Raw genomic sequence first — 24,168 nt, 5'->3', positions numbered from 1 at the left:
GTGAATGCTTCCAGGCTCACGCCCGGAGAGCAGTCCCGATCAGCCTGTGATGGGTTTGATGAGGCTCGGAAGCCAGACGTCGGCCTTTGCGCCGGCCTTTGCAACGTCCTTCGGCACGCCGGTCGCGGCCATGTCGCACGCTATAAGCAACGCAACAGAGAGTCGTTTCTTCATGTTGTTCTCTCCCTTTGAACAGGCCTCTTGTGAGCCATTGTGTCGCGACTATACCGGCGGAGAGTTTCTCGGCAAGTGAAACTGCATTCAGGATTGTGAGAGGCGGACTAAAGTTGAGCGCTTGTGCGTTTTGCGGGCGGGAAAAGATGCGCGACGCTCATTGCGCCGCGCAGGCATGCAGATTCCGTCGATGGGCATGCGTGAGTATCAAAGGCTGAGAGCAATCCGCGACTGAAGAGCCGCGACGTCGTCGAGCGCTGTAGCCCGGATGGAGCGAAGCGCAATCTGGGGTTCTCATCAATGGGCACTGAGGTCCCGGATTTCGCTTCGCTCCATCCGGGCTACAAGAAAGCGAACTGTTGGCGGTTCAGCGTGCTTGCAGCAGGGATGGATCGAGCGGTATCAGCCGGGCGGGATCGAATGGCGACAAATCAACCTCGCGCGTTGCGCCGTCGGCGATCAGGCCCGCCAGGGCTTCGCCGGTGGCGGGTGCGTTGAGGATACCCCAGACATTGTGTCCGGTCGCAACATAGAGGCCCTCGCTGTGAGGCACCTTGCCGATCAGCGGCAAGCCGTCCTGCGTCACCGGACGGAAACAGGCCTGCTGCGCGATGATCCTTTCGGGACGGAACAGCGGTGACAGCCGCTCCGACATGCCTTGCAGCCGCGCGATCGCATCAACGTCCGGCATCACGGCGGCAGGATCGAGCGGCAGCGGTGCGATGTCGGACAGGGCCGTGATGTGCGTGCTGCCATCGGCGCGCGGGAAGACCTCGATCGAGACCGCGCCGCCGTCGCCCTCATACTCCAGGAACAGCGCATCGGCCGGCACGTCGGAGGCGGTGTCGTAGACGATGCTCGGGCTGCGCTGGCCGTAGACGGCCGGCAGGCTCATCCATTGCACCGCGAGCACCGACCACGGCCCCATCGCGATCACGACGGCATCAGCCGCGATGACGCGACCTTCGACCTCGACACCCCTCGCACGATCGCCATCGCGCACGAGGCCGGTGACGCGGCCTGGGCGAAGCTCCGCGCCGAGCGCGAGCGATGCGTCCATCACGGCCGACGTGAACTTGCGGGGATGAACGATCGCAGTCGTCTTCGTCGTGCCAATGCGCTGTGTGATGACGACACCGTCGCTGAGCCAGCCAAGCGCGGATGGTGCATCCCGGCGCGTGTCACCGTCGGACGCGACGAAACCGCTATAGGCGGTCATCGGCCGGTAGCCCCAGTCACCCGCGATCTCGCCAGGCAGTTGCGCGTGAAGCGCAAAGCTGCGCCGGGCCAGCGCATCGAGCGGCGTGCCGGCACACCAGTCGCGCGCCAGGAAGCCGCCGGCCTTGCCGGACGCGGCGGCCGCGACATCGGTTCGCTCCACGACAGTCACGTCGATGCCGCGGCAGCGCAGGAAATAAGCCGTGCAGGCTCCGATCACGCCGCCGCCGCAGATCACAACGCGCATGATGGGCTCCCTGGCTCGCGTCAATTGCTGGGGCGCTTTGCTCCCGAGCGGAGACAACCTAGCTCGCGTAACCCCGTTCCAGCGATTGCCGCTGCCGGTGCCGGTCCCGCGCCAGATCGACGAGGCGGGTCAGCAACTCGCCATAGGGGACCCCCGAGGCTTCCATCATCTTCGGATACATGCTGATCGACGTGAAGCCGGGCAGGGTGTTGATCTCGTTGAAGCAGAACTCTCCGCCCTGCCGGTCGAGAAAGAAGTCGACGCGCGCGAAGCCACTGCATTCGAGCGCCGCAAACACCCGCGTCGCCAGCAACCGCACGCGCTCCATCTGTGCTTCATCCAGCCCGGCCGGAAGGTCGACCCGAGCGCCGTCAGGATCGAGATACTTCGCCTCGTAGGAATAGAACTCGTGATGGGCGTTGGGGTTCAGCTCGCTGGCGAGGCTCGCGAACAGCGTCTCGCCCTCGAGCACCGCGACCTCGATCTCGCGCGCGTCGATGCCCTGCTCGACCAGCACCTTGACGTCATAGCGAAACGCATCGTCGAGCGCGGCTCCGAGCGCATCCCAGGTCTTCACCTTGTGAATGCCGACACTGGAGCCCATGTTGCACGGCTTGACGAACACCGGAAGGCTCAGGCCCTCGGCCGCCTTCGCAAGCGATGAAGATCGGTCCTGAACGAAGGCCTTGCGGGTGAGCACGCGATAGGGCGCGACCGGAATGCCGGCGAATTCAGCGAGCCGCTTGGCGACATCCTTGTCCATGCTGACGGCGGAGGCGAGAACGCCGGATCCGACATAGGCGACGTCAGCCAATTCCAGCAGGCCCTGCACGGTGCCGTCCTCGCAAAGCGGGCCGTGGATGACCGGAAAGACGACGTCGATCTCGAGCGGGTCCATCGTCCCTGCGGAAATCGGCATGAGAGCGACGCGTCCATCAGGTTCTCTGGCAAGCCTTATCTCCGGCGCGTTGGGCAGGATCGGCAAGGACGTCGTCTGCGCCTGATCGAGAGAACGAAGATCGTTCCATTGCCACCGACCTTCCTTGTCGATGGAGACCGGGATCACCTCGAAGCGGGTGCGGTCGAGATGCCTGAATACGGAGGCCGCCGACTTCAGCGAGACCTCATGCTCGCCGGACCTGCCGCCATAGAGAACAACCACGCGAATTTTGTCTGCCATGGCTCAATTATCACGCGCGCTGTCCGGAAGTCACGTGCTGCCTGCGGAAGACCAGGGCGATTACAACCCCGGTGATCTCGCCGCCCAAGCCTTGGTGGCCTGGCAGCTTTCCATCGCTCGGGCGTAGGCAGGGCGTGCCGTCGTGCGAGCGAGATAGTCCCGCTCGGTAGAACCGGGGACGTAGTTGCCAGTTCGCAGGCCGAGCAGGAGCGCGTAGCTCACCGAGATATCGGCAGCAGTGAATCGGTCGCCGGCGAGATAGGGGCAATCCGAGAGGCGGCGGATAACCAACCCCAGCCGGCTCTCGAAGGTCTCGAGTGCCCAGCGGGTAACCCGGGCATTTCGCTCGGCTTCGGGCGCCAGTTGGCGACCGACAAGGACGGCGTTCATCGGCCCGGCGAGCCCGGCCTCGCCCAAGTGGAGAAATTGCAGATAGGAAGCGAAGGAGGGATCATCAGGGGCGACGGCAAGCGAACCTGAGCCGTGGCGGGCGAGCAGGTACTCAAGAATCGCGATCGATTCGACCATGATCGTCTCGCCGTCCTGTAGTGCGGGAATGAAGCCGGCGGGGTTGATCGTGAGGAAATCGCGATCCTTCTCTGCTGCCAGCAGATCGACCGGCCGCAGCCGATAAGCCAACCCTAATTCCTCAAGCAGCCAAACGACACGGAAGCCACGACCTTCGCCATAGACGGTGAGCATAGTTAAGCGTTCCTAGATTAGGTTAGACGAGGTCATTGGACGGGCGGTGACAGTCACTTCGTTATCCCGGTGAACGATCGGCTTCATAGTTGAGGCGCCAGCGGGGGTGCGCTGACGCCTCGTCGCATTCAGCTTGTATCGTTCAGCCCGGCCCCGCGCCTTGCGTCGCCGTATACACCGCGTAGAGCGACTGGCTCGCGGCCATGAACAGGCGGTTGCGCTTGGGGCCGCCGAAGCAGACGTTGCCGCAGACTTCCGGCAGACGGATGCGGCCGAGCAGCTTGCCTTCCGGCGACCACACCGTCACGCCGCTGTAGCCGACGGCGCGGCCGGCGTTGCTGGAGGCCCAGAGATTGCCGTTGACGTCGCAGCGCAGGCCGTCGGGCCCGCACTTCACGCCGTCGATCACGCAATCGCTGAACTTCTTGAGGTTGGAGAGCTTGTTGTCCGTGCCGACGTCGAAGACAAAAATCTCGCCTTTGCCCCCGGGGCCGGTGTCGCCCGGTCCCTTGCCGGTCGAAGCGATGTAGAGCTTCTTGTAGTCGGGCGAGAAGCACAGGCCGTTCGGATCGGGCACCTGGTCCTCGGTGACGACGAGATCGATGCGGCCGGAGGGATCGATGCGGTAGCAGTTGGTCGGCAGCTCGCGCTTGCCCGGCACGAAGCCGGCCGGCTGTCCGATCCGCGGATTGAGCTTGCCACCCGCATTGCTCGGACCGCCCGCGACGTCAGGCTCGCCTTCATAGAGCTGGCCGCCATAGGGCGGATCGGTGAACCAGTAGCTGCCGTCGGGATGCGCCGCGATGTCGTTCGGCGAGTTCAGCCGCTTGCCCTGATAGGAGTCTGCCAGCACCGTGGCGGTGCCGTCATGCTCGTAGCGCGTCACCCGGCGTGTCAGGTGCTCGCAGGAGAGCTGGCGGCCCTGGAAGTCGAACGAGTTGCCGTTGGAGTTGTTGGAGGGCGAACGGAATACGCTGACGCGGCCGTCATCCTCGGTCCAGCGCATTTGCCGGTTGTTGGGAATGTCGCTCCACAGCAGGTACCGTCCCTGTGCGCTCCACGCCGGACCTTCCGCCCACAACAGGCCGGTATAGAGGCGCTTGATCGCGGTGTTGGGCTGCGCGAGATCGTTGAAGGACGGATCGACCGCGACGATGTCGGGGTCCCAGAAATAGGTGGTCGGCGCGCCGCCCGGGCCGAAATCGCGTGGCGGCGTCGTGATCGTCGTCGGCGGTGCGGCAGGCCCGGTCTGGGCCAGCGCGGGGCCGGCCATTGTGGCCGCGGCGCCGAGCGCCAATCCCCGGACAAGTGTTCGTCGTGAAAGCGCAGCATCCTGCGCACGCTGCTCCTGCTCAGGAGCCTCCTGGCGTGTCATCGCGTCCTCCCGGTCGTGTTCGGCTGGCCGGTTGATCCGGCCAAGCGAGGCGAAGGTTAGTCCGGTCCGCGTCAGGTTGCGAGGGGCAGGTTCGCAGCCTCCGCGCGATGCCGCGAGATCGCCGCAACATTGCCGCATTGCGGCTGCGCGAGCTGCAGGGCGACAATTCGCCTCGCCCGCGGGCTGTTAACCGGGGCCGGTTTTGGGGTCTGTCAAGCCTTGACCTCGCGCGCGATGCTGGCAGAACGGGGCGGGGCAATTTCCGGAGTTCACTGTGTTAGCCGTTGTTGCACTGGTCATTGCGCTCGCCGTCGCGTTCGCCGCCGGCTATTTCACCCGCGATCGTGTCTCCCGCAAACGTCGGGCGGAGGCGCAGCGCTGGCGCGAATACAGCGAGCCGGGCTGGTTGCGCGCCGCCGCGCCCGCCAACACCAACGAAGCCGCGAATTCCAACGCAGTTGCGAAGGTAGCCACCGGCGAACTCGGCCAGATGCTGGATCGCTGGGAGAGCAGGGCCCGCGCCCGCCGCGCGGGATAGTCCGAGGTACCTCGTAATTCGGATAGGGCGAAGAACAATCCGGGGCCTTGTATCGCAAGGACGCGGAGCTTGCGGCGAACTTTCCTGCATCACCGTCACCCCCGCGCGAGCGCTTAGCGCTCCTCGCTGGAGGTGCGCGCCTTGCGGCGCGACTGCGCCGCAGGACAAGCCTCGAAGGGCGACGGCCCGGATGCATCCCGGCCGTTCATCCTTCGAGGCTCCCGGCGCGATGCTGAGCGCATCGCGCCACTCGCGCCTCAGGATGACGGGGCTGATGGGAGGCTTGCTGAGGGAGGCATGGGTCGACCTCCAACCAGGTCAGCCTTCTTGACCATCTTTTGGCGTTGCAGTTGCGCCCGTTTCTCGTCTAGAAACGGGCGCATCGGGCCTCCCGGCAACCAACCGTCAACGGTTTTGACCGAGGATTTGAGGGCTCAAAAGGGTCTGGCAATGCTGATTCGCGGCCAAATTGATGGGATTTCGAAGGAGGTGGCTCTGGCCGCCGCCACGATCCCGGCCGCGCTGCCCACCCTCCTTCTTGGCGGGCTTCTTCTTAGCTGCCCCTGAGGGCCGGCTGGGCGCAACGCGCCTGGGCGCTCAGGGGCTGGTCGAGATCACCGGACACCTCAGGCGCCCAGAAGACTGACGGCGCCAAAAGCTCAAAAGGAAATTTGCAATGGCCCCCGCGAACAAGTCCGACAAGGACCGCGTCATCATTTTCGACACCACGCTGCGCGACGGCGAGCAGTGCCCCGGCGCCACCATGACCTTCGAGGAGAAGCTCGAGGTCGCCGAGCTGCTGGACGACATGGGCGTCGACGTGATCGAGGCCGGCTTCCCGATCACCTCGCAGGGTGACTTCGAAGCGGTGAGCGAGATCGCCCGCCGCTCCAAGAATTCCGTCATCGCCGGCCTGTCCCGCGCGCATCCGGCCGACATCGACCGCTGCGCCGAAGCAGTGAAATTCGCCAAGCGCGGCCGCGTCCACACTGTGATCGCGACCTCGCCGTTGCACATGCGGGTGAAGTTGAACAAGACTCCGGAAGAAGTGCTCGAGACCTCGGTCGCCATGGTCGCGCGCGCCCGCAACCAGATCGACGACGTCGAATGGTCGGCCGAGGACGGCACCCGCAGCGAGATGGATTTCCTCTGCCGCATCGTCGAGGCCGTGATCAAGGCCGGCGCCACCACGGTGAACATCCCCGATACCGTCGGCTACACGGTGCCGGAGGAATACACCCACTTCATGAAGACGCTGATCGAGCGTGTGCCGAACTCAGATAAAGCCGTGTTCTCCGTGCATTGCCATAACGACCTCGGCATGGCGGTAGCGAACTCGCTGGCCGGCATCGTCGGCGGCGCGCGCCAGGTCGAGTGCACCATCAACGGAATCGGCGAGCGCGCCGGCAACGCTGCGCTCGAAGAGATCGTGATGGCGATCAACGTGCGCAACGACAAATTCCCGTACTGGAACAAGATCGACACAACGCAGCTGACCCGCGCCTCGAAGGTGGTGTCGGCGGCGACTTCGTTTCCCGTCCAGTACAACAAGGCGATCGTCGGCCGGAACGCCTTCGCGCATGAGAGCGGCATCCATCAGGACGGTGTGCTGAAGGACGCCTCGACCTACGAGATCATGCGGCCCGAGATGGTCGGCCTGAAGCAGTCCTCGCTGGTGCTCGGCAAGCACTCCGGCCGTCACGCCTTCGTGCACAAGCTGGAGGAGATGGGCTACAAGCTCGGCCCGAACCAGCTGGAAGATGCGTTCACGCGGATGAAGGCGCTCGCCGACCGCAAGAAGGACATCTACGACGAGGACATCGAAGCGCTGGTCGACGAGGAGATGGCGGCCTCGCACGATCGCATCAAGCTGACCTCGCTGACCGTGATCGCGGGCACCCATGGTCCGCAGCGCGCGACCATGAAGCTGGATGTCGACGGCCAGATCAAGATCGAGGAAGCCGAGGGCAACGGTCCTGTTGATGCGGTGTTCAACTGCATCAAGCGCCTGGTGCCGCACGAGGCCAAGCTCGAACTGTACCAGGTTCACGCGGTCACCGAAGGCACCGATGCACAGGCGGAAGTCTCGGTGCGGTTGTCGCAGGACGGCCGCTCGATGACGGCGCGGGCGGCGGATCCGGATACGCTGGTGGCCTCGGCCAAGGCCTATCTCGGCGCGCTCAACAAGATCGTCATGAAGCGCCAGCGCGACACGGTGACGACGGCGGCTGCGGGCTGACAAGCGAAGCTGCGAGTTGTTGCACCTCTCCCGCTTGCGGGAGAGGTCGACGCGAAGCGGCGGGTGAGGGTTCTCTCCTCTGGGGGAATGTCCCGTTGCGGAGACACCCTCTCCCCAGCCCTCTCCCGCAAGCGGGAGAGGGGGCGCACCTGCGCTTGCGGCATTCATCATGAATAGCTGCCCTGCTAAGGGCCAATAGCGGCTGTCTCTCCCAGCCGCTATTGATGCTGCCGGCATAAGGATTGGCGCGCCTGCGCGCCGGGCGGCCCAAAAAACAACAGGGAGAGACTATGCGCACCTTCGCGATCGCCGCGTCCATCGCGGTCCTGGGACTTGGTCTGAACTTTGGCCTGACCGGGCCGGCACTGGCGCAGTCGCCGATCATCATCAAGTTCAGCCACGTCGTCGCCACCGACACGCCGAAGGGCAAGGCGTCGGAGAAGTTCAAGGAGCTCGCCGAGAAGTACACCGGCGGCAAGGTCAAGGTCGAGGTCTACCCGAACTCGACGCTGTACAAGGACAAGGAAGAACTCGAGGCGCTCCAGCTCGGCAGCGTGCAGATGCTGGCGCCGTCCAACTCCAAGTTCGGCCCGCTCGGCATCCGCGAGTTCGAGGTGTTCGATCTGCCCTACATCCTGCCCGACCTGAAGACGCTGCGGAAGGTGACGGAAGGCCCGCTCGGCGCGCGGCTGCTCAAGCAGCTCGAGCCCAAGGGCATCACCGGCCTTGCCTATTGGGACAACGGCTTCAAGCAGATGAGCGCGAACAAGAAGCTGATTGCGCCCGCCGACTATCAGGGCGTCAAGTTCCGCATCCAGTCCTCGCGCGTGCTGCAGGCCCAGTTCAAGACGCTCGGCTCGCTGCCGCAGGTGATGGCTTTCGGCGAGGTCTACCAGGCACTGCAGACCGGCGTGGTCGATGGGCAGGAGAACACCTGGTCGAACATCTATACGCAGAAGATGCACGAGGTGCAGAAGTACATCACCGAGACCAATCACGGTTACATCGGCTACGTCGTGATCGTGAACAAGAAGTTCTGGGACGATTTGCCGGCCGACATCCGCGACCAGTTGTCGAAGGCGATGAAGGAAGCGACCGACTTCAACAACGCGCAGTCGCAGAAGGAGAACGACGACGCGCTCGCCGAGATCAAGAAGAGCGGCAAGAGCGAGATCATCAAGCTCACGGGCGCGCAGGACGAGGCGATGCGCAAGGCGATGGAGCCGGTCTACAAGGACGCCGCGGGCCGCGTCGGCCAGCCGCTGATCGACGAGTTCCTGAAGGAAGCCAAGAGCACGACGAACTGACGCGCGCGTGGCGCGCGGATAAATAATGCATGAACAGAGGGCTTCCGTGTCGGCACGGAAGCCCTTTCTGTTGCAAATCATTTCAGTATGCATCTGAACGGACATTCACGGCAGTTACATCTCCGTTAGAACGCGCTCCCTGTCCAAGTTGTAAGTTGCGCGTCAGCCTCCTCGCGCTCATCCTTGCGGGCATCCTTCCAGAGGAGGTTCGGATGAAGAAGTTCACCATCGCCGCCATCGCCGCGCTCAGCATCGCCGGCTCGGGCGCGGTCTATGCCCAGTATCATCGCCCGTGGATGGAGCACTTCCGCCACATCCGCATGAACCCGGAAGACCGCGCCGCCTTCGTCGACGCGCGGATCGCCGCCGTCCACGCCGGGCTGAAGCTCAATGCCGATCAGGAAAAGCTGTGGCCGCCGGTCGAGGCCGCCGTGCGCGACTTCGCCAAGCTGCGCATCGATCGCGCCAATGCGCGCATGAATGCAGGCCCAGGTGACGCAAACAGGGATGTCGACAAGCCGGACGATCCGATCGCCCGCCTGCGCCAGCGCGCCGAGGACATGGGCGCCAGTTCCGCTGCCCTGAAGAAGATCGCCGATGCCGCCGATCCGCTCTACAAGACCCTGGACGAGGGCCAGAAGCGGCGCCTCGCCGTGCTGACCCGTCACCGCGGCCCGTTCGGCGGCGGCGAGGACGGCCCGCCCCACCACTTCATGGGACGCGGCATGGACCGGATGATGGAGAGGGGCATGGAGCACTTCCACCGGGACCGCTTCGACCGCGACGGCGGCCCGGACCGGGATCGCGAGGGCCGGCTCTGAGCCACCCCGTATTTTCCGAGGGATTTAACCTTGGATCAGCCTTGGCGAAGCCGCTGGAATCCAGCGGCTTTTCGCTTTTTTGCGGCTGTGGAAGAACCTTGGAAAACATGCGCCACATCGCTTGCCAGACCCGGATCGCTTTGCTAAACGACCGGCCTCGCAAGGCTTTGACCGGCCTTCGGGCGCATAGCTCAGTTGGTAGAGCAGCTGACTCTTAATCAGCGGGTCCCAGGTTCGAGCCCTGGTGCGCCCACCATATAAATCAGGACCTTAGCGAGAGAGACCGTTTGAGACGGCCGAACTAAAACGGTTTTTCAAACGGTGTTTTTTCGAGTTTTCGCTCGGCTGGCTCTCGATAATGTGAAGCGCCGGCAATCTTTTTCGGGAAGCGAATGAGCCTCGCCAAGCTGTTACAGGCACGACCGCGCCGCAACTGTCGGCCCTCTTGATCGTCGGCTCCGTGAACCATGCACATTTGCCCAGCCACCTTGGGGTGGTTTCCATCTGAATGTTTGACCACCTTGTCTATTCGCGAGGATCGAATATCAACCTTCGCTCCCCCAAGGTTGTCGTTGAGAACGAGATGGATTGGCTAAGTTTTCTGAAGTTTTTGCTGTCGGTCGGTACGGTAGCCTGCACGTGTCTTGCATTCGATCGCGTTCGTCGAGTTTTACGGAGGTCGGTCCTGGAGCGAACCTGGTATGGTTGCGACCGCGCCCGAGAAGAAATCATCGTTTCGCGCCGAGGCCCGCCGCAGCCGATTTTGATTCCACCAGACGTAGGTTCGAATCCTGCCGCCCCAACCACCAAACCCTCTGAAATTCTCTTATTTCATCGCAAAAATTGCGATTCCGTCCCACGAATTCCGACGCGGCATCGTTCGCAAAAATTCCCGTTCAATTTCAATGACTACCAACTTGTATCGGCGGCTCCACGCAGCAAGGACGCAGCATGGACTCGCTTGATCGCTAACGCATCACGCCGACTTATAGCTTCGCGGGTATCCGAACGTCTTCCTGGAGGAAGCCATTGTAGAACTCTTCAGCTCTCTTTTTGATGATCTTTGCCTCGGCTTCTGAGCGTGCGCACAACTGATCGTTGACCTTGATCGTCGCGATGCTCAATTCATCGACGGCGCATTGCAGTACCAATGGTCATCGGGAATCCCAGTGGGGCCCAGGAAGGCGATTTTCGCGGCGCATCGGGATTTTGAAGGTGAATGATCTTAGAAGGGCCTCGGCTTGCTCTTGAAGCTTAGCGCGCACCGGCTCGTCTTCCGGGTCATTGCCGAAGAGGACGCGTTTCGAATAGCTCACGAGGTTATTCCTCCTGGCTTTCGACACGCACAGGGATTTCAATCACAGGCATGAGCGCTTCCAACGTTCCGCGGTAACGGCGCACGATGCGATTGTAGAGGTCGGTCACGCGGCGCGCCGTAACAGACACGATGAGCGCGTATTTCAGCTCCTGCTTTTTCTTGCTGTTGTGTCCTTCCGCGCGCGCATTGTAGTGAATTGAATGCGGGAGCATCGAGCGAGCGTCCCCGATATGTATTCTCGGCATGGAGGCAATTCTCCCATTCCAGGCGTCGCGGCGCAACTCGTCTTCGGCGACCGTGGGCCGATCCTTGCCGAAGAAGCTCTTCGATACAGCATGCGTTGCCTTGTCACGTACCTTGCCCGCTGTTCGGTCGAAAGATCACATCCAGACCCGCGCGCGTGTAGTTGCCTGGATGGTGGGGGTCGACTTCGGTCGCGTAAACAAGCGTCTCCTTGATCTTGACCAGCCCTTCAAGAGGTTCGTCAGGAACGGGGATTGGCGCCCTTATGTACTTGGATGCGGTGATCGTTCCCTCGAACACGACGCGGACGGTATCGTCATTGCAGATCGCAATTTCGGCAAGATGTTGAGAGGCGCGACCCCGGACCTCGACATGCGGGATGTCTATGGGTTCGGCGCAATGCACGAGCAACGCGCGAATGGCAAGCGGACTTAGGGATGAGCCGAGGTGCGCGCGAATTCCGACACCCATACGCAGGGTGCTGGGAGCCGCAAAGCTCCTGCCACCCCGTGGGCCACCAGGCGTGGCTTCACCGGCAGAGGATCATGCGATGATCGGCAGGTTCAAGACGCTGACCGCGATGCTCGGCGGTGCCGCGGCTCTTATCGCGCCTATCGTTCTCGAGATCACGCCGCTCTACGTCTGGAATGCATCCGAGAGCGTACCGTTCGGCCTCTATCGTTTGCGACCGGTTGACAGCCTGTTCGTCACGGAACTCCTCGCCGTACAGCCACCGGAGCCGCTTGCAAGCTTCCTCGACCTGAACGGCTATCTGCCGGCCAGAGTGCCGATGCTTAAGCGCGTGCTGGCGCTTCCGGGGCAGACCGTCTGCCGAAACGGGCTCACAGTTTCTGTCGACGCGATCGAAATGGGGCAAGCGCGGGAGCGCGATGACCGCGGCCGACCGCTCCCGAAATGGCAGGGCTGCCGCGTCGTCGGCGAGGGCGAATTCTTCGTCATGAACTGGCAGTCCGCCAACTCGCTGGATGGCCGCTATTTCGGGTTCTTGCCGACATCGGCCGTGATTGGCCGAGCGTTCCCTGTGTGGACTTGGGAGGACTGATCGTGCGCGTGTTGAGAGTCCGATCTGCCATTCCTCTGTTCGACCGAGTGCGGCACCATTCCTCCGTCCCGACCAACAAACGCACAGCCGTCGCGCGCAGCGGCGGTCCAGGGCGGCCGGAAGGCCGGCGCGAAGCGACTTTACCCTGGACGGGCGCGCGCACGGCGGCATGCTTGTGCTTGTTCGAGAGAAGCCTGCGCGTTGTCGTGCCGCTGTTCCTCGTCCTGGCCGTCAATAACGCTACTGCTGTCGCCCGGATGCGACCTGCGGTGGCTACGGCGAGTTATCGAACTGGCGATCCATTTGCGGCTTTCGTCGAGGAGGCCTCGCGTCGCTTCGGCGTCCCGGTGCACTGGATACGCGCAGTCATAGACGTCGAAAGCGTTGGAGACGTGCGCGCCAAGTCACCGAAAGGCGACATGGGGCTGATGCAGATCATGCCGGAGACTTGGGCAGATCTGCACCTGCGGTACCATCTCGGCAGCGATCCGTACGATCCCAGCGACAATATTCTTGCGGGTACTGCGTATCTTCGCGAAATGCACGATCGGTATGGTTCACCGGGCTTCCTTGCAGCCTACAACGCCGGACCTGCTCGCTACGAGACGCATCTGGCCGGCCGTCCATTGCCAGCTGAGACCCAGGCCAATTTGGACAAGCTTGGACCAGTGGTCGGCGACGACATCACAGGTTCGGAGGCAGTTGCGAACCTGCAGCGATCGGCAGCGGTGCTCTTCGTTGTGCGGTCTGGAAGCTCGAAGACCGATGCACGGCTGCAGCCTGGGCGCCCGCCGAACCGGGCTCCGACGGCCGCTGCCGTTCACAACATCTCGGCCATCGTGCCACAGGCAACAGGGTTGTTCGTCGCGAGATCTGATGCAGGACGCCCGCGATGACCGAATGCGCAACCTCGCAAGCATTGGCGTGCGCTGGAGAAGAATGTGCGGAAAGGCGATGGAGGTGGGGACGCACGACAGCAGGACAGCTCTTCAAATCGGGCTTCGAGATACCGATGCACGGGGATAAGACGGTCGTGGCCGAATCTGGAGCCTGGTGCAACGACTTGCAAGGTCGTTGCCACAAGGGAGAGCTCCGATGAAACTGTACGTTGGACTGGACGTCGGCCTTGAAGAAACCAGCGTTTGCATCGTTGATGGCGAGGGTCTCACGGTTCGCGAAGTCAAGGTCAGCACGGAGCCAGAGGCGATCCGCTCCGCTGTAGAGGGCTGCGCGGATCGCCTCGATAGAGTGGGGGTCGAGGCGTCATCGCTAGGCTTCTGGCTGTATCGCGAATTGCAACCAGCTGGACTTCCGATGATTGTCGTAGAAGCGCGCCATATGCGCGTTTCGCTTTCGACAATGCGCAATAAGACCGACCGCAACGATGCGCGCGGCATCGCGCAGATGATGCGGCTGGGCTGGTATCGCGCCGTCCATGTCAAGAACATCGAGATGCAGAAAATGCGCTCGCTGCTGGCGAACAGGAAGCTGCTCAAGCGCAAGCTGATCGACCTCGAGAACCACATTCGTGGCACGCTGAGGGCTTACGGTCTGATGGTTGGAGCGGTCGGCCGCGGAGGATACGAAGCGCAGGTCCGCGAGCTCATCGAGCACAGCGATCCGGTATTCTCCGTGATGATCGAGGCCATGTTGGACGTACGGCGAGCGATCTTCGAGGGTTACGAACGATTGCATAAGGTACTCCTGCAGGTGGTCCAACATGATACGATTTGTCGTCGGCTGATGACCGTACCCGGCGTCGGTCCCGTTGCGGCTCTTTCGTTCAAGGTTGGTGTCGATGACCCTCTCCGGTTTGCGCGATCTCGGACAGTCGGCGCGCATTTTGGTCTGACGCCAAGGCGACACCAGTCTGGAACGTCCATCGACTTCGAAGGCCGAATTACCAAACAGGGCGACGTCGCAGTTCGCTAAGCGCTCTGCGAGGCGGCCGCTAGCTTGTTGCTGCGGGTCAGGAAATGGTCGGCCTTGCGGGCTTGGGGCCTGCGGATCGCCAAGCGGTCGAGCATGTTGTGCGCGGCGTCGCGGCTGCACGCAAGCTTGCGAGCATTCTGCACAGGATGTGGGTCAATGAGACCGACTTCCACGTCGGCTTCGGTGCCAAGGTCACGCAACGATTGCGCTTAAAGCCTGCGCAGTAACTTCTGTTGGATCACGGAGGATGAGCGCTGGTGCTGCAGCCGGCATGCTGAGAAGGAGCAACAATTAGAGATCCGCGCGCGCGGTGAGCGTCCCCTGGCGGGCCGCGAAACGGGGAATGTCCCCTATTTCTTGCCTGCTTCCGTCCTACGTGATGAGAGCGCCAGACTGCTTGGACAGCCCTGTTTACGAACCTGATGAAGAGCATGCGGCGGCCATAGTGCTGAACGCGAAGGAACGCATGGACCCCGCCTGGAGAATGCAAACCGCGGTCGCGGCTTTGGTGAGGTGTGTGCGTTGTTGTTGCAAGGAGTGCGTGATGTTTGAAGTGCAGAAAGTCGCAGAAAAGCGTAGACGTGGATTGACTTTGCATGCCCGATTAGGAAGGCGAGATAAAAGGGGCTCGCCGGTCGAACCGCAAGCCATTGGCATGGCTTGGGTTCTGGCGTGCCGGTCAGTCGGGGCGCGTGCCGCGCTTTGCATTTTGACCAATGGAATCAAAGGCGTCTTCGGCACCATGTGCGATTTTGATCGTTGGCAGGCCTTGCCGTGAGCGTGGGCGACAGCGATCTGCGTATTCGGCCTGGACGCATCCGCAGTACCCGCGCGCCGAAGCCGAAGAGCTTCATCAACCAGGTGCTGCGGGCCGCGAAGAAAGCAGGACACACCTCGGGGCAGGCCGCAGCTGGCAGGCGTGCTGCAGCCTATGGGCGCTCGACGTTTGGCCGCGGCAGGCTGTCCTTTAGCCGCGCCAGATTGTTCAGCCCGACACGCCGCGTTGTGGTGAAGGCACGCGTGGTTCGTCACACAGGGCGAGCCTTTCGCTCAGCGCCGCTGACGACCCACATTTTATATCTGAAGCGTGACGGCGTGACCCGGAGCGGCGAGCGGAGAGATGTTCGATGCCGCCGGTGGCCGCACCGATAGCGCAGCTTTCGCAGAACGCTGCAAGGACGACCGGCATCATTCAGGTTCATCGTCTCACCCGAGGACGCCGGCGACATGACCGACCTGAAGGCCTTTACCCGCGATCTCGCCAGACAGATGGAAATCGACCTTGGTACGCGCCTCGATTGGGTGGCTGTCGATCATTGGAACACCGACAACCCTCACGTTCGTCTTCTCGTTCGGGGAGTAGATGAGGAAGGAGCGGATCTCGTGATCTCCCGCGACTACATCAGCCAAGGCCTGCGCTGACGCGCCGAGGAACTGGTCGCCATCGAACTCGGTCCAAAGCCGGAGCACGAGATCCGCAATTCGCTCGAGAGGGAAGTCACGGCGGAACGATGGACGCGGCTCGACCGAGAGATCCGGCTGATGGCCGATGAGACAGGCTCGATCGATCTTCGCCCGGAGAATCCCGGTAAGTCCGATCCCGAGATCCGGCGCCTGATGGTCGGTCGTCTTCAACACCTGGAGAAGATGGGCCTCGCCGCACCCGCCGCGCCAGAGGAATGGATGGTCGGACTCGAGGCCGAGCGCAGCTTGCGCGACCTCGGTATGCGCGCTGACATCATCGAGACAGTGCACCGCGCCTTTGCCGAGCGCGGAGAAGCTCGCGGCGTTGCCGACTTCATTATCGAGGGCGGCCAGCCGACATTCCAGATTGTCGGACGACTTGTCGACCGTGGACTGCATGACGAACTGACCGGCGAGGCCTATGCTCTGATCGACGGAACAGACGGACGGGCGCACCATGTGTGCTTTTGAGGGCTCGAGGCTTTCGAACATGCACCGCCGGTCGGCGGTATCGTCGAGGTCCGACGCTTGGGTCAAGCCGGCGATCCGCGACCGACCGTGGTGCTAGCGACCCGTTCCGACCTCGATCTCGGTGGGCAGGTGACGGCTAAAGGAGCAACCTGGCTCGACTACAGGCTCGTCGAACGCGACCCGATACCGCTCGCCATGGGTGGATTTGGCCGCGAGACCCGCGACGCCATGGAGGCCCGTACCGAGCATCTGATCCAGCAGGGCCTGGCCCGGCGGCAGGGCCAACGCATCATCCTGCAGCACGATCTCCTGGACACGTTGCGTCGACGCGAACTGGACGAGGTGGCAGCAAAGGTCTCGGTCGGCACCGGCCTGCCTCGCGTGAATGCCGCCTCCGGGGAGCATGTGGCGGGAACGTATCGCCAGGCTGACGCTCACCTCGGGACGCTTCGCCATATCGATAATGGGCTCGGTTTCCAGCTCGTGCCTTGGTCCCGCGAACTCGAAAAGAGGCTCGGCCAACACGTCACCGGTGTCGTGAAGGACGGCGGTGGAATCGAATGGGGCTTTAGTCGCAAGCGCGACCTCGCTGCCCATCGTCCCAGCTTTGGCCGCGGCTGCACCTGCCGCTCGTACTCGAAGGAGGTCTCTCCCGACCTCAGCACCTTCCGAACCGTGTTCCGCGACACCTTCAGGTCACGGGCGTCTCGCCCTTCCCCTGAGAACTCGGCGCAGTCCGATCCGTCGCGGGTGCCGTCGCGCACGTCCAGGAGGCCCCTGAGAGCCTTGGCGGGGGCCCATAGTTCGGCTTGCCGGGAAACTTAATTCCCGGTCAAGGCTGCTTACCGACCGTGGCCCATCCCAGCTAGTTGTTGCAACTTGCAGCACGTCTTCGGATTAGCCATCGATGGCAGAGTCGTTCGGCAATTCGTTCACGATTGTGGAGGTGGCCTCAGACGATGCGCCGCCAGCGAAGCGGCAAGCCAAGTCAGGCGTTGACACTCGTCCTCGCGGCTGTCCCCGAAGGCTGGACGGCGGAAATTGTACCAGCGCTTGTTACGGAAAAGCAGCAAGGGCTGTTTCAGGAACTCAACCGGTGACGTTTACAAGCTCACTCCCGAGTGAGACAGCTTCATTTGGCGTCCTTTTATGCTAGACAATTTTCTTGCCGGGATGACATCGGGCCTGCGTTTGGGAACTGTCCAACTCTGTTCTAGGTTGCCTCGTGGACCGCGCAATGCAGCTTCGCCATTTGGAACAGGCCGAACGGCACGTCGCCCAAGGCGAGCGGAATATTGCCAAGCAAGAGGAGCGTATTGCGGACTTGGCTCGCCGAGGAGCGAACACAACCGAGGCTCAGAAGCTTCTAAACACCTTCTTCGCCATTCAGATGCAGCATATCCAGCACCGCAACCGCATCCTCACGGAGCTGGAAGAATAGGAGTTTGTATAGCGGCAACGCTTGCCTGAGATGGTTCGGTATTTGAACGACCCTTGCCGACCGACCGATGACAGACTCCTGCAAAGCAGCCCTCCCGAGCCGCAGGATCCCGGCCCCATCCGTGAGCCTTGTTCCCTTCGTTTTCGGCATTCGACGCGGGCAAGAAAAAGCTGTTGGGTCTTTTGAATGTCGGAGATGCCAACAGCCGTGTTTGGGATGACGAAATAGCGTGACCGAAAAGCAGCCCGTCCAAAGCCTTCGCCGGGGGGCGGCATGGAGGAAGCTCGACAGGCCGCGCAAGAGTGTGCCGACGATCCCGGGCTACATGACGAGCTTCGGCGAAGATGAACTAAAAGCCGATCCAGTTGGCGGCTCTATTTGCTAGCCCGATGTTGTCCCAGCTCGGACCTGGCGAGAGCGGCTAGTGCTAGTGCGCCACTATCAGGATCATAGCGGACCTCATACAAGGGAGTTATTAGTACGCGCCCTAGCTTGGGGCGATTAGGAGGAAATATTCAGACCGGCGAGAACTATATCGCAGTCCAAATGGCGACGCTTGGTTCATCGGGGCGCGAGCCGACTAGCGGTCATGCTTTTATTATTCATCAGCCCAATGCCCCTTCTGGTGGCCGCCTTTCTCACATTGAATTGGGCGAGCTCTTGCGTGACGGAAATGGAGTCGAACAGCAAGCGTTGCCGCGACTGATCGGAACACTGGTCGAGGTACCGCTGTTTGCCCAGGTCCGGAAGTGCTCCCCAAGGTTAGCAACAGACCCGCCGTTACTCAGTTCGCTAAGTTTGAACGCAGCTAGTCCCGGGACTCGGCGTTCTGAATAATCTCACCATTCAGCCATTCTTGCTCATCGGCCAAAGTCCTTCATGCGGTTTCTATGCGCTTGTACCGGTGGAAAGTTGGATCTCGGCAGCGCGCTCGGCAGTTCTCTGCATTTTGGAATGCTGCGATTGCTTCAAGCTGTCCTCCGTTAGGATGGACATGGGATTGGCCCGGCTCGCGATCAATGCAGTCCGGTCTGACAATTCTCCACCTAACGGGCTGTAAATCGGCCTAGCTAAAAGCAACGCGACGCTAGGTACGGAAGAAAACGAACCAGACAACGGCCATAGCGAGCACAGCGACACTTACGCTGATGAGAAGCAGCAAGAGGATCGAGGGCCCGGGTTCGGCTTGACGCGCTTCCATGGGTGTTTCGATAATGATGCCGTGCTTTTTCTTCACCATGGTTGCAACTAAATTTTGGGTGCTAAGTCGGCGCGGTCAAATACCGGGACAATCTCAACATCCTCCGGCAAGGCACCCGATGGCGTGTCTTCCGCAGCATGGCGCAACGCTTCGGTGCTTGCATCCAATCCATCGGTAGTTTCGTTCGCGCCGCTACCAGCGTCGTGACGACGTGACGGGACTTGACGGCCCGCATCGGCTTCTGTGTTGGGTATCTTTGTGGACATAAGATATCCTTTCGTTTTGGATACCAAGCTGTCCCAACGACTATGGTTCCTACCCTGGCTGAGCGCCGAGCAAGCGCAGGCGTCTTTGTGCACACGGGAGGTTACGCACAAAGTTGGGTACAATTATGTCTCATGTCACTGTGTTGTGCGCTGCCAGCGCACGATGAAAGTCAGGTTGGGCTACCGCCGACGAAGCAATTCCTTATTGGCAGCGAGCGCGGATTGTGCGCGTCATGAGTGCGAGTGTAGCGCGGATGAATTTGGTCTGCCTACCGGCGGAATCTCCCCGTCCAGCCACTGCTGCTCCTCGGCGAGCGCGCGCCAAGCCGCCTCCATGCGTTGATAGCGGCGCGCGGCGGGGGCCGTCCGAGCCTGCTCCGCGAGCTGCGCGCAGTTCTCGGCGCACTCAAGGTATTCGCGGGTACGATACATGATACTGCTACTCTCGACTGATGGGTGTTGCTCTCCTGCCATTCTCCAGATCGATGTCCGGCCGGTCAGGAGGGAGTTGATCCTTCTCAGGATTGCCCTTCCACGGTTCATTTGTCTGCTTGTGATGGGGGGCGTCAGTCTGCTGCCGCGGATCATCCAGCGGCGTCTCGCGCGGGTCTTCGTCTTGTGGGCGTATATTTTCCATGATGGGTAACGGAAGCGGCTGGCGATCCGTTCCTACGGTGCATAGCAACAAAAAGCTCCCAAAATGCGTTTAGGGGGCATGCAGCGCATAGCCCTATCGCCTTCATTCTTGCCAGCGTGGTTCTCGCCCTCCCCTTGTCGGGAAGGGTGGCGCGAATGCGAAGCACCATAGCGCCGAGCAGTCCACCACAGTGGGAGGGCGAAGTAGTCCGCCATCCACACTTAGCCCGGCACTTCATCGGTGCTACGTTTAATGAGTATGTGTTCAATGTGGGCACATATCCATGTCGGTGCGTGGGCTGGTCACCGAAGAGCCAATCTGCACTCAGGCATCGAAAGCTGCGGCGGAGCTATGCCAGACCATCTGGCGCGCCGTTAAGCGGCGGGTTCTCAATGGCATCGATCCGGAGCATCCCCAGAACCGTGAACCTAATGGTGTTATCGAGTTAGCCTGTTGAGAGTTGCCTGAGCCGCACCGCGTAACTTGCCTTGCTGTTGCATTAAAACGACGAGAGCTCCGCATGAACGCTGATCGTCACTACGCCGTCGCCTCTATCTTGTTTGATTACGTAAAAAGCCCATCCTTGAAGCACCTGCGTGAGCCGCATAGCGTTCACAAGGTATCGCGCGAGATTATGAAAGCGCTGGATGGAGCAAGCTCCGTGTGGAAGAAGTGGGGAGAGTCGGCGAGAAGAGGCCGCACAGGCAGCGGCTCCATCTGGATACCCGTCGAGGACCTCCAGGCGTTTCTGAATACGTTACCCGGCCTGCCGTTGACGAAAACGGATGTGGAGCAGAGTCTGCGCGCTATTTGGGAAGAACCACATACAAGTTATCCCAAGGACGAACTCAGAAATGGCTGTGTCGCATTGTGTCAGTCAGACAAGGGAAACGGCACCGAGATGCGCGCGATCATTGGAGCGTTGCAGGAGCGCATCGAGCGCGAGGAAGACAGGCTTAGAAACGGAGCAGGAGCAAAGCTATCGGCGCTGGAGAGAGGAAGAGCGAATAAGGCTGGAACAGCGGTTTCTGTTGGGCGCGGATTGTGCGTGGACCAGAATCGAGAGATCCGAAGCATTCTATTGTCGCCGCAACGGTCGTGCGTTCCGCATCGCGCAGGGCAAAGACAAGCGCTGGACCCTGTGTCGGGTTGAAGAAATTGACGACGAGGGCGAGTTGCTCGGCACTTATCAAGGTCGCGGTGATGCGAACAAGGCACTGAAGAAGATTGCTTACGCTCCCCAGCCGCAAAGGTAAGCCCCCCTGAAGAGAGTTCACCAAAGCGGAGTCGGTCGAGATTTGCTAAAGAAAGTATGAAAAGCTTATCGTTTTCTGCCGACGTTGATCGAGGGCGCGTTCTGCAGTCGGATGAACTGGATGAACTCGAACCGCAACAGGAGATTGACGGCATGGCGAAGGGATAGCAACGCGGCAATCGCGAAGCCAAGAAGCCGAAGAAAGAAAGACTAAGGTGGTAGAAGACTAAGCGCATGAGAACGGACCTGCATCAGCGGCCCGATTTCATTTCGGGCTCGATTTCCAAAGCGCATGAGAGCGGCGCAGCGCGTCCCGGGTGATGTCCCGCCAGGGACGTCGCATCGGCACATAGATGGAAGTAACAGATCGTCGTCGCACATGGCTACCGACCGTAGGCTGGGACCCGTCTGTCAACCACCGGCGCCTATGACTGGGCCTTGGCCGGTGGTGGGGCAACCGCAGGAGATGAGGTCGTTTGGCCCCTGAGAACAAAAACGCCGCCCGCTTAAATAAAGCGCAGGCGGCGGCTTACCAGCCCGGGAGGGAGACTGTAAAATCCCGGTATAGGTTGGTCTCTTCGTGGAGTGCAGAAGTTCATCACGCGAACGAGAGCCAAGCTTAAGGTGGCGCCTGTAGTCCGGCGAGGTCAACCACCTGTTGATCTCTCCTGCAACATCGATGTGCCTGGCCTTTCGCAAGAGCTCTGCGCGGCGAACGCCAACGGGCAACTCCTTGACCTGTAGACTAGGCGGAGATTGATCGCCTCCTGTGCGAGGCGATATTCGAGTGTCGATGATTGGTGTGAGGGCCGTCGAGCCGCCATGTTTGATGCTCCGCTGCGGGTCAAGCGGGAGCGCAACTTGCGATCACATCACCGTAATTGCTAAGGGCCGCGCGATGGCGGACAGTGCGCCTTTCGGTGCTGGATAGCGAGCACTTGTTTCGGCTCCCGCTAGGAACTATTCGAGTTTCTGCCGCAGGCCGACTGCCGTCATGCGGTGATCGCTTCCGCGCGCGGGCTGGTGTTCGCGACCTATGTCAGGCTCTTAAGGCCAGACGCCGCCAACTGAGGCGGCCTCTCTGCGCTAGTAGTCTATGTCGGAGCGCGCAGACCTGGTGAATCCAGCCACTTATTGACGATAACCGAGTTATCGATCCGGTTGGCCATCCGTAGAAGCTCGTCGCGTCGAACGCCATGAGGCATACCCTCAGCCTGCTTGCGCAAGTCAATTGCCTCGTCCTCTAAGCGGTATTGAAATATCGATGATTGCTTGAACATGGGTGCTCGCTGTTCGGTTAGGCGGGAGCGCAATTGGCGTTCTCAGCACCGATAGAAGCCATGAGCCGGACGGTGATAGGCGTTGTTAACACTTGTGGCAGACCAGGTCTGAGCAATTTTGACCATCCGCTTGGGCGCACTCGGCGACCGGCCGGCGCGTCCCATAAGAGCACGAGTCGGTTAGAACGGCCCGCAGGTGACGAGAGTTTCGTGGTGGCTTGTCTTGCCTTCAATATGCCGAGGCGTCCGACGCCGGCGGCCTTAAGCGGGCCTCCGCAGGCGGAACCACTGCGCAACGCTTTCGTTGTGTACACTTCCAACAGCAAACGACACGATCATGGACCGCGAACATGTGAAGGGCCTTGCCGACAAGGCAAAAGGCGCCATCAAAGAAGGTGCCGGTAAACTTATCGGCGACAAGGACGTGGAAGTCGAAGGCAAGATCGACAAGGCGACGGGATCTGCCCACAACACGGCGGGAGATGTGAAGGATGCAGAGCGGGACGCCGCTGACGCCCTCAAGAAATAAGCAGAAGAGAAGACAAAACTAGCCGCCTCCGGGCGGCCTTCTCTTTTCTGGTGGGCAGACGGCTTCTTGGATCTTTGTTCCGAAATGGCGCGAGGCTTGGAAAGGCCCGTCCTCGCCCCGACTCTCAATTTTCGTGTGCGCCGGCCGTTCGCTGCTCTTCCTTACTGAGGTTTTCAGCCACCAAGCGTGAGGGAGCGTTTGCATCCTATAGGAACAGCTAGAGCATGATGTATTTACACGGAAACATAGCCTGAGTTTTTGAAGTAGTTGGTGCACTCCGCCTCGGAGAAGAGATCGAGGAGTTCACCAACCTTCCGCCAGGTTGCCTCCACGTCACGAGGCTCTGCGGCTCGCATGAGGTGTTTGAGTTTGGCGAAGACTTGCTCGATCGGGTTGAGGTCAGGGCTGTAGGGCGGCAGGAAGATACGGTGGGCGCCTCTGGCCCGGATAGCTTGGCGAGCCGCTTTGCCCTTGTGGCTGCCAAGATTGTCGAGAACGACGATCTCGCCCGGTGCGAGGGTGGGTGCCAACACCTTCTCGACGTACAGCGTGAAGAGTTCACCATTGATAGGGCCATCAATCACCCAAGGCGCACTGATCCGATCGTGACGCAGCGCCGCGATGAAGGTCATGGTCTTCCAATGGCCGAAAGGTGCAGATGCTTGGAGGCGCTGTCCACAAGGCCCCCAGCCGCGTAGCGGCGCCATATTGGTCTTGATCCACGTCTCGTCGATAAAAACCAACCGTGCGACATCGATCCTGCCTTGATGCGCTTTCCAGCGGGTCCGCTTACGTGCGACGTCTGGGCGATCCTGCTCGGCTGGTAGAAGCGTTTTTTTTGAAGCTGAGCCCCTCGGCGTGAACAAAAGTCCACACCGCCCGCACGTCTGTCTTGATCCCCCGTGCAGCCAGCTCCTGCGTCAGCTTGCGCAAGGTGAATGGCCCCGAGCGAATGCGTTTGCGCAGCCAGTCGGCGTTGGCATCCGACAGAACCCGCTTCTTGTGGCCGCCGATCTGGCCGGGCGCCAGGCCTCCGGTATCACGCCTTAGGTTCTTCCACTTCGTCACGCAGGAGGGGCTGATCTGTAGCGCCTCTGCGATCGAACGAACCGTCTCGCCCGCGTCAGCGCGAGCCAAGGCGCGTTCACGGATGTCTTCCGAATAGGGACGCGTCATCCATGCTGGCCTCCCCCACCCAGCATGGAGTTTGAATCAGAAATCGCCCCCTCTGGGAACCCCGATTCCAGTCAAAAACAACATGCTCTAG

At 61.3% G+C, this 24,168-nt stretch carries 22 protein-coding genes, 1 tRNA gene and 2 pseudogenes; 15 read left to right on the top strand and 10 right to left on the bottom strand.

Features of this window, described 5'->3' with window-relative positions:
* Positions 1–39: 39 nt before the first annotated feature.
* From IQ16_RS47345 to IQ16_RS26710, 5 genes are all read right to left on the bottom strand, one after another.
* Positions 40–174 carry a hypothetical protein gene (locus IQ16_RS47345; protein ID WP_283812192.1) on the bottom strand — a complete coding sequence of 45 codons (135 nt, stop codon included), beginning with the start codon at positions 172–174 and terminating at the stop codon, positions 40–42.
* Between the two features lie 367 nt (positions 175–541).
* Positions 542–1,639 (bottom strand): NAD(P)/FAD-dependent oxidoreductase, encoded by a 1,098-nt coding sequence (locus tag IQ16_RS26725; RefSeq protein WP_018640778.1) that lies wholly within the window; start codon positions 1,637–1,639, stop codon positions 542–544.
* Between the two features lie 58 nt (positions 1,640–1,697).
* Positions 1,698–2,819, bottom strand: coding sequence for a D-alanine--D-alanine ligase family protein (locus tag IQ16_RS26720; protein ID WP_018640777.1), 1,122 nt, complete (start codon positions 2,817–2,819; stop codon positions 1,698–1,700).
* A gap of 60 nt (positions 2,820–2,879) precedes the next feature.
* A complete protein-coding gene (locus IQ16_RS26715) occupies positions 2,880–3,521 on the bottom strand; it encodes a glutathione S-transferase family protein (protein WP_018640776.1) in 642 nt (213 codons plus the stop codon).
* 142 nt (positions 3,522–3,663) lie between these two features.
* The gene (locus IQ16_RS26710) at positions 3,664–4,896 is read right to left on the bottom strand and encodes an SMP-30/gluconolactonase/LRE family protein (protein ID WP_026311668.1); all 1,233 of its coding nucleotides are present in this window, start codon (positions 4,894–4,896) and stop codon (positions 3,664–3,666) included.
* Positions 4,897–5,170: 274 nt separating this feature from the next.
* Between IQ16_RS26710 and IQ16_RS26705 the strand changes: the two genes are divergently transcribed.
* The 5 genes from IQ16_RS26705 (at position 5,171) to IQ16_RS26685 (ending at position 10,057) form a co-directional block, all read left to right on the top strand.
* The gene (locus tag IQ16_RS26705) at positions 5,171–5,434 is read left to right on the top strand and encodes a hypothetical protein (protein ID WP_018640774.1); all 264 of its coding nucleotides are present in this window, start codon (positions 5,171–5,173) and stop codon (positions 5,432–5,434) included.
* A 676-nt stretch (positions 5,435–6,110) separates the two neighbouring features.
* Entirely contained in the window at positions 6,111–7,673 is a 1,563-nt protein-coding gene (locus IQ16_RS26700; protein ID WP_018640772.1) for a 2-isopropylmalate synthase, read from the top strand.
* A gap of 290 nt (positions 7,674–7,963) precedes the next feature.
* Positions 7,964–8,980 (top strand): TRAP transporter substrate-binding protein, encoded by a 1,017-nt coding sequence (locus IQ16_RS26695; RefSeq protein WP_018640771.1) that lies wholly within the window; start codon positions 7,964–7,966, stop codon positions 8,978–8,980.
* A gap of 212 nt (positions 8,981–9,192) precedes the next feature.
* A complete protein-coding gene (locus tag IQ16_RS26690; protein ID WP_026311667.1) occupies positions 9,193–9,801 on the top strand; it encodes a Spy/CpxP family protein refolding chaperone in 609 nt (202 codons plus the stop codon).
* A 180-nt stretch (positions 9,802–9,981) separates the two neighbouring features.
* Positions 9,982–10,057, top strand: a tRNA-Lys gene (locus tag IQ16_RS26685).
* A 1,064-nt stretch (positions 10,058–11,121) separates the two neighbouring features.
* On the opposite strand, the gene IQ16_RS26680 is transcribed toward IQ16_RS26685, so the two are convergent.
* Complete coding sequence (locus IQ16_RS26680; protein ID WP_014493150.1) at positions 11,122–11,331, bottom strand: hypothetical protein; 210 nt, start codon at positions 11,329–11,331, stop codon at positions 11,122–11,124.
* A 136-nt stretch (positions 11,332–11,467) separates the two neighbouring features.
* Complete coding sequence (locus IQ16_RS26675; RefSeq protein ID WP_014493151.1) at positions 11,468–11,833, bottom strand: hypothetical protein; 366 nt, start codon at positions 11,831–11,833, stop codon at positions 11,468–11,470.
* Between the two features lie 79 nt (positions 11,834–11,912).
* Here IQ16_RS26675 and IQ16_RS26670 point away from each other — a divergent pair, with 79 nt between their 5' ends.
* The 8 genes and pseudogenes from IQ16_RS26670 (at position 11,913) to IQ16_RS26640 (ending at position 17,733) form a co-directional block, all read left to right on the top strand.
* Positions 11,913–12,425, top strand: a complete 513-nt coding sequence (locus IQ16_RS26670) for a S26 family signal peptidase (protein WP_018640767.1) — start codon at positions 11,913–11,915, stop codon at positions 12,423–12,425.
* Positions 12,426–12,604: 179 nt separating this feature from the next.
* Positions 12,605–13,321 carry a lytic transglycosylase domain-containing protein gene (locus tag IQ16_RS26665; RefSeq protein ID WP_014493153.1) on the top strand — a complete coding sequence of 239 codons (717 nt, stop codon included), beginning with the start codon at positions 12,605–12,607 and terminating at the stop codon, positions 13,319–13,321.
* Positions 13,322–13,520: 199 nt separating this feature from the next.
* A pseudogene (locus tag IQ16_RS26660) lies at positions 13,521–14,584 on the top strand (IS110 family RNA-guided transposase).
* 317 nt (positions 14,585–14,901) lie between these two features.
* Positions 14,902–15,135 carry a hypothetical protein gene (locus IQ16_RS26655; RefSeq protein WP_141379031.1) on the top strand — a complete coding sequence of 78 codons (234 nt, stop codon included), beginning with the start codon at positions 14,902–14,904 and terminating at the stop codon, positions 15,133–15,135.
* 449 nt (positions 15,136–15,584) lie between these two features.
* Positions 15,585–15,779, top strand: coding sequence for a hypothetical protein (locus tag IQ16_RS47680; RefSeq protein ID WP_430648216.1), 195 nt, complete (start codon positions 15,585–15,587; stop codon positions 15,777–15,779).
* A 120-nt stretch (positions 15,780–15,899) separates the two neighbouring features.
* The gene (locus IQ16_RS47675) at positions 15,900–16,292 is read left to right on the top strand and encodes a DUF3363 domain-containing protein (protein WP_430648215.1); all 393 of its coding nucleotides are present in this window, start codon (positions 15,900–15,902) and stop codon (positions 16,290–16,292) included.
* A gap of 87 nt (positions 16,293–16,379) precedes the next feature.
* A pseudogene (locus tag IQ16_RS47670) lies at positions 16,380–16,820 on the top strand (DUF3363 domain-containing protein); the annotation flags it as partial.
* A gap of 709 nt (positions 16,821–17,529) precedes the next feature.
* The gene (locus tag IQ16_RS26640; RefSeq protein WP_018640766.1) at positions 17,530–17,733 is read left to right on the top strand and encodes a hypothetical protein; all 204 of its coding nucleotides are present in this window, start codon (positions 17,530–17,532) and stop codon (positions 17,731–17,733) included.
* A 1,248-nt stretch (positions 17,734–18,981) separates the two neighbouring features.
* Here IQ16_RS26640 and IQ16_RS26630 read toward each other — a convergent pair.
* On the bottom strand, positions 18,982–19,200 hold the full coding sequence (locus IQ16_RS26630; RefSeq protein WP_145642295.1) for a hypothetical protein: 219 nt from the start codon (positions 19,198–19,200) through the stop codon (positions 18,982–18,984).
* A gap of 231 nt (positions 19,201–19,431) precedes the next feature.
* Positions 19,432–19,632: a hypothetical protein gene (locus tag IQ16_RS46660; protein WP_018640763.1), complete on the bottom strand. Its 201-nt coding sequence runs from the start codon at positions 19,630–19,632 to the stop codon at positions 19,432–19,434.
* A gap of 725 nt (positions 19,633–20,357) precedes the next feature.
* On the opposite strand from IQ16_RS46660, the gene IQ16_RS26615 reads away from it, so the two are divergent.
* Together IQ16_RS26615 and IQ16_RS26600 are read left to right on the top strand one after the other, a co-directional pair.
* The gene (locus IQ16_RS26615; protein ID WP_244635855.1) at positions 20,358–20,990 is read left to right on the top strand and encodes a hypothetical protein; all 633 of its coding nucleotides are present in this window, start codon (positions 20,358–20,360) and stop codon (positions 20,988–20,990) included.
* Between the two features lie 1,719 nt (positions 20,991–22,709).
* Positions 22,710–22,901, top strand: coding sequence for a CsbD family protein (locus tag IQ16_RS26600; RefSeq protein ID WP_018640760.1), 192 nt, complete (start codon positions 22,710–22,712; stop codon positions 22,899–22,901).
* Positions 22,902–23,134: 233 nt separating this feature from the next.
* Here the strand turns inward: IQ16_RS26600 and IQ16_RS26595 are convergent.
* Positions 23,135–24,077, bottom strand: a protein-coding gene (locus IQ16_RS26595) for an IS630 family transposase (protein WP_145831636.1) whose coding sequence is annotated in 2 segments (ribosomal slippage) — positions 23,135–23,740 and positions 23,742–24,077 — 942 coding nt in all. Because the reading frame shifts where the segments join, the coding sequence is not laid out codon by codon here.
* Positions 24,078–24,168 lie beyond the last annotated feature (91 nt).

The organism is Bradyrhizobium huanghuaihaiense (genome assembly GCF_007830635.1).
Taxonomy (GTDB): domain Bacteria; phylum Pseudomonadota; class Alphaproteobacteria; order Rhizobiales; family Xanthobacteraceae; genus Bradyrhizobium; species Bradyrhizobium huanghuaihaiense.
This window is presented reverse-complemented; position numbering and strand designations above follow the sequence as displayed.